This is a genomic window from Streptomyces sp. NPDC054765, assembly GCF_053612065.1.
Genome location: NZ_JBSHBP010000011.1, coordinates 140,567 through 148,430 on the forward strand (window position 1 = coordinate 140,567; position 7,864 = coordinate 148,430).

The 7,864-nt window shown below is 74.2% G+C and carries 3 protein-coding genes; 1 reads left to right on the plus strand and 2 read right to left on the minus strand.

Going from position 1 to position 7,864, the window contains the following annotated elements:
- Window positions 1–213: 213 nt before the first annotated feature.
- Together ACWGJY_RS10515 and ACWGJY_RS10520 are read right to left on the minus strand one after the other, a co-directional pair.
- Window positions 214–3,891, minus strand: a complete 3,678-nt coding sequence (locus ACWGJY_RS10515) for a UvrD-helicase domain-containing protein (RefSeq protein WP_453260372.1) — start codon at window positions 3,889–3,891, stop codon at window positions 214–216.
- Between the two features lie 230 nt (window positions 3,892–4,121).
- Window positions 4,122–4,571 carry an MGMT family protein gene (locus ACWGJY_RS10520; RefSeq protein ID WP_453260373.1) on the minus strand — a complete coding sequence of 150 codons (450 nt, stop codon included), beginning with the start codon at window positions 4,569–4,571 and terminating at the stop codon, window positions 4,122–4,124.
- A gap of 187 nt (window positions 4,572–4,758) precedes the next feature.
- On the opposite strand from ACWGJY_RS10520, the gene ACWGJY_RS10525 reads away from it, so the two are divergent.
- Entirely contained in the window at window positions 4,759–7,785 is a 3,027-nt protein-coding gene (locus ACWGJY_RS10525; protein ID WP_453260374.1) for a lysylphosphatidylglycerol synthase domain-containing protein, read from the plus strand.
- Window positions 7,786–7,864: the final 79 nt, after the last annotated feature.

Here is a 7,864-nt window from a genome sequence, read left to right on the forward strand (position 1 = left end):
CTTTGCCGCCCGCTCCGTCCACGCTGTCCGCCCCGTCCGCTCCGTCCACGCTGTCCGCCCCGTCCGCTCCGTCCACGCTGTCCGCCCCGTCCGCTCCGTTCACGCCGTCCGCCAGGTCCACCCCGTCCACGAGGTGCGGCCCTCCACCGTCCGCCCGCACCATGACCGGATACGGCCCTCCGCCGGCCGCTCACTCGACCACGTGCCGTCCCTTCACTCGACCACGTGCCGTCCCTCCGGCTGTGCGCTGCACGACGCCCGGAAGGTGCAGTGGGTGCAGTGGGTGCCGGTGGTGGGCGTGAACCGCTCCTCCAGAACGCGGCCCGCAGCGGTGGCGAGCAGTTCGCCGACCCACTGCCCCTCCAGCGGCTGCTGCGCCTGTACGGCGGGCAGCGCATCGCCGCCTTCCTTCTGGGGTGCGCCCAGCCGCAGATGCACCAGTTCCGCGCCGCCCGCATCCGGTGTGCGGCCGTCGAAGACGTCGTCGACCGCGCCTTCGCGCACCGCGAGCTGGTAGACGGCGAGCTGGGGGTGGCGGGCGACCTCGGGGCCGGTCGGTTTCTGTTTGCCGGTCTTGAAGTCGACGACGTACGCCCGTCCCTGCGCGTCCCGGGAGACGTGGTCCATGCTGCCGCGGATACGGACCTCGTAGGCGCCGGCCTGGAGGGTGCGGTCGAAGCCGTGCTCGGTGGCGACGGTGTCCCGGCCGCGGGTCTCGCGTTCCATGACGTGCCAACGCAGGAAGCGCTCCAGGGCGGCGCGCGCGGTCTCCTTTTCCTGGTGTGACTTCCAGGGGGCGTCGAAGGCGAGGGCGTCCCATACGGAGTCCAGGCGCTCCATCAGGACGGACAGATCGGCGGGTGTGCGGCCGGAGGCGACCTCGTCGGCGAGCACATGCACCACGTTGCCGAAGCCCTGGGCGGCGGTGGCCGGGGTGTCCGCCTTGACCTCGCGGCCCAGGAACCACTGGAGGGAGCAGGTGTGGGCGAGCTGGTCGAGGGCGCTGCCGGAAAGGACGACGGGACGGTCGCGGTCGCGGAGCGGGACGGTGCTGTGGGTGGGTTCGTACAGGCCCCACCAGGTGTCCGGGTGGGCGGCGGGTACCAGGGGGTGGTGGTCGTCGTCGTGCAGGGCCGCCAGTTTCGCGAGCCGCTGGGCGGCGGCCTCGCGCAGCGCCGGGGTGGCGGCCGGGTCGACGGTGGTGGCGCGCAGCTCGGCGACGAGCGCGGCCACCGAAAGGGGGCGGCGCGGGCGGCCGGTGACGTCCTGGGGGGTGACACCCAGCTCGGTCAGGAAACGGGACGGCTGGTCACCGTCGTCGGCCGGGGCCTTCACCGCGGTGACGACCAGGCGTTCGCGGGCGCGAGTGGTGGCCACATAGAACAGCCGGCGTTCCTCGGCGAGCAGCGCGCCCGGGGTGAGCGGCTCGGCCAGGCCGTCGCGGCCGATCCGGTCGGCTTCCAGGAGCGAGCCGCGCCGGCGCAGGTCGGGCCAGAGGCCCTCCTGTACGCCGGCGACGACGACGAGCCGCCATTCCAGGCCCTTGGCGCGGTGCGCGGTCATCAGCCGTACGGCGTCGGGGCGCACGGTGCGGCGGGTGAGGGTGTCGGCGGCGATGTCCTGGGCGTCCAGTTCCTCCAGGAAGTTGAGGGCGCCGCGGCCGCCGGTACGTTCCTCGGCGCGGGCCGCGGTCTCGAAGAGGGCGACGACGGCGTCCAGATCCCGGTCGGCGTTGCGGCCGGCGGCGCCGCCGCGGTGGGCGGCCCGTTCCAGGCGCTGCGGCCAGGGGGTGCCGTTCCACAGCTCCCACAGCGCCTGCTCCGCGGTGCCGCCGCCGGCCAGCAGTTCGCGGGCCTTGCGCAGCAGCAGACCGAGCCGCTGGGCGCCGCGCGCGTAGGCGGGGTCGTGGGCCACCAGGCGCTGTGGTTCGGCGAGCGCCTGGGCGATCAGTTCGTCGGAGGGGCGGGGAAGTGCCTGCCCGGCGGCCCGTTCCTCCTCGCGCAGGGCGCGGCCCAGCCGGCGCAGATCGGCGGAGTCCATGCCACCCAGGGGGGAAGTCAGCAGGTCCAGGGCGGTTTCGGCGTCGAGCCGGCGACGGGTGGCGTCACCGGGGTCGGCCGCGCCGGACGGGGCGTGACCGGGCGCGGCCTCGGCGGACGGGACGTCACCGGGGTCGGCCGCACCGGACGGCGCGTCACCGGGAACGGCCTCACCGGACGGCGCGTCACCGGGAAGAACGGCCTCGGCAGACGGGACAGCCCCGGGGTCGCCCTCAGCGGACCGTCGGTCGCCAGGGCCGTCCTCACCGGACGCCGAGCCATCAGTTGTGCCTCCACCGGACACAGTGACCGAAGCGACCGGAGCAACCGGAGCAACCGGAGACACCGGAGACACCGGAGCGTCCTGCCCCAGCGCGGCCTGTGCCGCCGTCCGCAGCGCCGTCAGCAGGGGGGCGACCGCGGGTTCATGGCGCAGCGGCAGATCGTCGCCGTCGATGTCGAGGGGAACCCCGGCGGAGGTGAGCGCACGGCGTACGGCGGGCAGCGAACGCCCCCCGGCGCGGACAAGGACGGCCATCTCGCGCCAGGGCACGCCGTCTTCCAGGTGGGCGCGGCGCAGGATGTCGGCGATGTTGTCGAGTTCGGCGCCGGGTGCCGGGTACGTGTACACCTCGACGCGGCCGCCGTCCCGTACGGGCACGGGCTCGCGGTGGGCGCGTACCTGCCGGGCCGGGAGGCGGGTGAGCGGCATCCGGCGGGCCAGCAGCCGGGTGGCCGCGAGCAGGGCGGCACCGGAGCGCCGGGAGGTGCCGAGTACGGCCACGGGGGCGGGGGTGCCGTCGCCGCGCCGGAAGGTCTCGGGGAAGTCGAGGATGCCGTTGACGTCGGCGCCGCGGAAGGCGTAGATCGACTGATCCGGGTCGCCGAAGGCGATGAGGGTGCGTCCCGGCGAGCCCGGCCGTCCCGCCGCTCCGTGATTGCCGGCGAGCGCGCGCAGCAGCCGTACCTGGGCGACATCGGTGTCCTGGTACTCGTCGACATAGACCGCGTCATAGGCGGCGGCCGGCTGCGCCGCGGCATCGGTGCGCTCGGCGAGCAGCACCGCGCGGTGCACCAGCTCGGCGTAGTCCAGTACGCCCTGGCCGTCCAGGACGTCGAGGTACTCGGCGAGGAAGGCGGCCGCGGCGCTCCAGTCGGGGCGTCCGGTGCGCCGGGCGAAGGCGCCGAGGGCATCGGGGCCCAGGCCCAGTTCGCGGCTGCGGGCGAGCACCGCACGGACCTCGTCGGCGAAGCCCCGGGTGGTCAGGCAGGCCCGCAGTTCGTCCGGCCAGCTGACCCGGGCCCGGCCGGTGCCGGCCAGCTCCGCCTGTCCTTCGAGGAGTTCGCGGACGGCGAGGTCCTGCTCGGGTCCGGACATCAGCCGCATCGGGTCGGCGAAGAGGTCGGCGTCCTGGTGGGCGCGGACCAGGGCGTAGCAGAAGGAGTGGAAGGTCGTCGCCTGCGGGATGCCGGCCCGCGGCCCGCCGCCCCCCGTACGCGCAGGCCCGTCGGGCCGTCCCTCCGGATCCGTCAGCCGGGCCGCGAGCCGGTCGCGGAGTTCGACGGCGGCCTTGCGGCTGAAGGTGAGGACGAGGATCCGTTCGGGGTCGGCGCCGTCCTGCACCCGGCGGGCCACCGACTCCACCAGCGTGGTCGTCTTTCCGGTGCCCGGTCCGGCCAGCACCAGCAGCGGCCCGTGGCGGTGGTCAACCACGGCGCGCTGGGTTGCGTCCAAAACAGGAGGAGCCACCCGCCCCGGCGGGGTACGCACCAGCCGGTACGTGCCGGCGGCACCCCGCGGCGCGGCCCGGTGGGGCTGCGTCTGCGGGCTGGCCGAGAAGGAGGAACTCACGTGGATCGCCGGTCCTGAGGAGGTGCTCGTCGTGGTGCGTGGGTGGTGCGTGGGTGGTGCGCGGTGCGGTGCGGTGCGCGGTGCGGTGCGCGGTGCGGTGCGCCGCGGGCCGGTGGTCCGGCTGCGCGGCGCGCGGCGGGTCCGTCGTCGGGACGGCAGTGCCCGACGCTACGCCAGGTGGTACCCGGGCCGCCGCGCCTCCCCCGGCCCGTCGCGCGATGCCGTCGGCGCTACGGAGCCGTGCCGCCGTCCTGGCGCCCGTCCCAGCGGGCCCGCCGCATGTCGAGCCGCGGTATGTGGTCCTCGGCCTCCCGGGAAGCCGTCCGCAGCGGGGTGCCCTCGTCCCGGTAGTGCGCCAGTGCGCGCTGTTCATGGCCGGGCAGCAGGTGGCCGTCCGCGCGCACCACCCGCCACCAGGGCACCGCGGCGCCGTAGAGCGCCATCACCCGCCCGACCTGCCGCGGACCGCCCACCCGTCGCCCGCCGACACCGCCCTTCGCCGGAAGCCCTTCGGGCTGCCCCTCGTCTTCGGGCTGCCCCTCGTCGTCGAGCCACTCCGCGACATCGCCGTACGTCATCACCCGGCCCGCCGGGATCAGCTCGGCAACGGCCAGGACCCGTTCCGCGTATGCGGGGTATTCGGGGATTTCACCCGCCGCCGTATCTCCGGTCCCACTCATTCGGTCCATCCTGCCGCACGGCACCGACAATGGGATCGGACACACGGTCCCGTGCCCCCGGGAGGTCGGCGCCAAGGCGCCGCCGGGCCCGGTGCGGACCGGGCGTGCCGCTACCCGCACCCCCGAAATGCACCCTGATGCCCCCCTCCACCGGTCGGCCGTGCCACCATCTTCCGGACGGTGACTGGTGATACGAGATCAAGAAGAGACGGCCGAGCAGCAGGGTGCGGCGCCTCCACGGGAGGCGGGCGCCCCTGAGGCGCTGGCCGTCGACGCCACCGGCACCGCGCCCGGACCGGCCGCGCCGGCCGAGCGGCCGGAGCGGCCGCAGGCGGCACCACAGGGGAAGCACCAACGGAGGCCGGGCACGGCTTCCGCTACCGAAAAGGCGAGCACGATCGAGAAGGCCGAACGACCCGGGGCGTCCGAGAGGCCGGAAGAGCCCAAGGAGCCCGAGCCACCCGAGCGGCACGAGGAGGAGCGGAACAGCGACCAGCCCGAGCAGGGGCAGGACGGACCGGCGGAGCCCGGCCAGGGCGCGGAGCCGGCGTCCGGCGCGGCCCGGGGCAAGCCCCCCACGGGCTCGCACCGTTCCGACCTGAGCTCGGACGAGTACGGCGAGTTCCACGTCGACCGGGTCTCCGGCGACGAACCGCTGCTGCCCGCCCGGGTGCACCGGCCCGCCGACCTGCTGCGGCTGCTGCTCGGCATCGCCGGGATCGCGCTCGTCCTCGGGCTCGCCACCTTCGCCCACGGCACCACCCAGGGTCTGGCCCGGGACATCGGCACCGGCGCGAAGGCGGCGCCGCCGCTGCTGATCAACCTGGCGGGGCTCACCTCCAGCGTCGCGGTGCTGATCGTGCCGGTGGCGTTCGCCGTCGAGCGGCTGATCAAGCGGGACGGGCTGCGGATCGCGGACGGCGTGCTGGCCGCCGTCCTCGCCCACGGGGTGTCGCTGGCCGCCGACCTGTGGGTGGCCGACGCCGCGCCCGCCTCGATCCGGGCCGCGCTGACCCAGCCGCTCGACAACGGTTCGCTCTCCGCCCCGGTGCACAGCTATCTGGCGCCGGTGATCGCCTATATGACGGCGGTGGGGATGTCCCGGCGGCCGCGCTGGCGGGTCGCGATGTGGTGCGTGCTGCTGCTGGACGCGTTCGCGGTGCTGGTCGGGCGGTACACCACACCGTTCGCGATCGTCACGACCGTGCTGATCGGCTGGACCGTCGCCTACGGCACCCTCTACGCGGTCGGCTCCCCCAACGTCCGCCCCACCGGGCAGAACCTCCTCGCGGGGCTGCGCCGGGTCGGCTTCCACCCGGTCTCCGCGCTGCGGGCGGAGGACGCCACCACCACGGACCCCTCCGATCACCCCGACCGCGGCCGCCGCTACCTCGTCACTCTGGAGGACGGCCCGCCGATCGATGTCACCGTCGTCGACCGCGAGCAGCAGGCACACGGCTTCTTCTACCGGGTGTGGCGCCGGCTGTCGCTGCGCGGCATCAACCAGCGCCGCAGTCTGCAGTCGCTGCGCCAGGCGCTGGAGCAGGAAGCGCTGCTGGCGTATGCGGCCATCGCGGCCGGCGCCCACGCCCCCAAGCTGATCGCCACCTCCGAGCTCGGCCCGGACGCGGTGATGCTGGTCTACGAGCACATCGCCGGCCGGACCTTCGACTCGCTGGCCGACGAGGAGATCACCGACGCGCTGATGCACAGTGCCTGGCGGCAGGTCGAGGCGCTGCAGTCGCGGCGGATCGCGCACCGGCGGCTGGTCGGTGACGCGCTGCTGATGGATCGTTCCGGCACTATCGTGCTGACCGAGCTGCGCGGCGGTGAGATCGCGGCCGGTGATCTCGTGCTGCGGATGGACATCGCCCAGCTGCTGGCCACCAGCGGGCTGCGGGTCGGCGCCGAGCGCGCGGTGGCCGCGGCCGTCGAGGTGCTCGGCCCGGACGCGGTCGCCGACAGCCTGCCGCTGCTGCAGCCGATCGCGCTGAGCCGTACCACCCGGGCGACGCTGCGTCAGCTGGCCCGGGAGCGCTCCAAGCGGGAGCGCGAGGCGGTGCTGGAGGCGTCCCAGGCCGCCAAGGAGGCGCGGGAGGCACGCGAGGCGGCGGGCCCCAAGGACCGCAAGACGATACGGGCCGAGCGGCATGCGGAGAAGAACGCCGAGAAGCGGGCGCTGGACGAGGCGTCGGAGGAGGCCCGCGAGGAGGATCTGCTCGCCCAGATCCGCCGGCAGGTGCTGCTGATCCGTCCGACGGCGGTGATCGAACCGGCCCGTCTGGAGCGGCTGAGTCCGCGCATCCTCATCAGCTGGATCGCCGGGGCCTTCGCGGTGTATCTGCTGCTGTCGCAACTCACCAACTTCAACCTCGGCGATGTGATCAGCGAGGCCCAGTGGGTGTGGGTGCTGGTGGCGATGTTCTTCTCGGCGCTGACGTACATCGCGGCGGCGATGAGCCTGCTGGGGTTCGTCACGGAGAAGGTGTCGTTCGTCAGGACGGTCATCGCGCAGATCGCGGGCAACTTCGTGAAGCTGGTGGCGCCCGCGGCAATCGGCGGTGTGGCGCTCAACACCCGCTTCCTGCAGCGCGCCGGGGTCCGTCCGGGTCTGGCGGTGGCGAGTGTCGGTGCGTCCCAGCTGTTCGGTCTGGGCAGCCACATCCTGCTGCTGCTGACCTTCGGCTATCTGACCGGCACCGAGCAGACCCCGACGATCTCGCCGTCCCGTACGGTCATCGCCGGACTGCTGACCGTGGCCGTACTGGTCCTGATCGTCACCGCGGTGCCGGCGCTGCGGAAGTTCGTCTCGACCCGGGTGCGCTCGCTGTTCGCGGGGGTGATCCCGCGGATGCTGGACATCCTGCAGCGGCCCGGGAAGCTCGTCACCGGCATCGGCGGGATGCTGCTGCTGACGGCGGCGAACGTGATGTGCCTGGACGCCTCGATCCGGGCGTTCGGCGGCGGCGACAAGATCAGTTACGCGAGTATCGCGGTCGCCTTCCTCGCCGGTAACGCGCTGGGATCGGCCGCGCCGACGCCGGGCGGTGTCGGCGCCGTCGAGGGCGCGCTGATCGGTGCGCTGACGTTCGCCGGGCTCGCCGCCGACACGGCGTTCCCGGCGGTGCTGCTGTTCCGGCTGATGGTCTTCTGGCTGCCGGTGCTGCCGGGCTGGCTGGCCTTCACCTATCTGACGCGCAAGGGCGAGATCTGAGCGGCGGCCGCCGCCGTACCGGCCGGGGCCCCGCGCCCGTACGCGCAGCGCAAAGGCGCCGGTCCGTGGTGAACGGACC

Excerpts from the sequence above, each read along its gene's own strand:
- ACWGJY_RS10520 (WP_453260373.1), bottom strand. The coding sequence starts at position 4,571 with ATGAGTGGGACCGGAGATACGGCGGCGGGTGAAATCCCCGAATACCCC.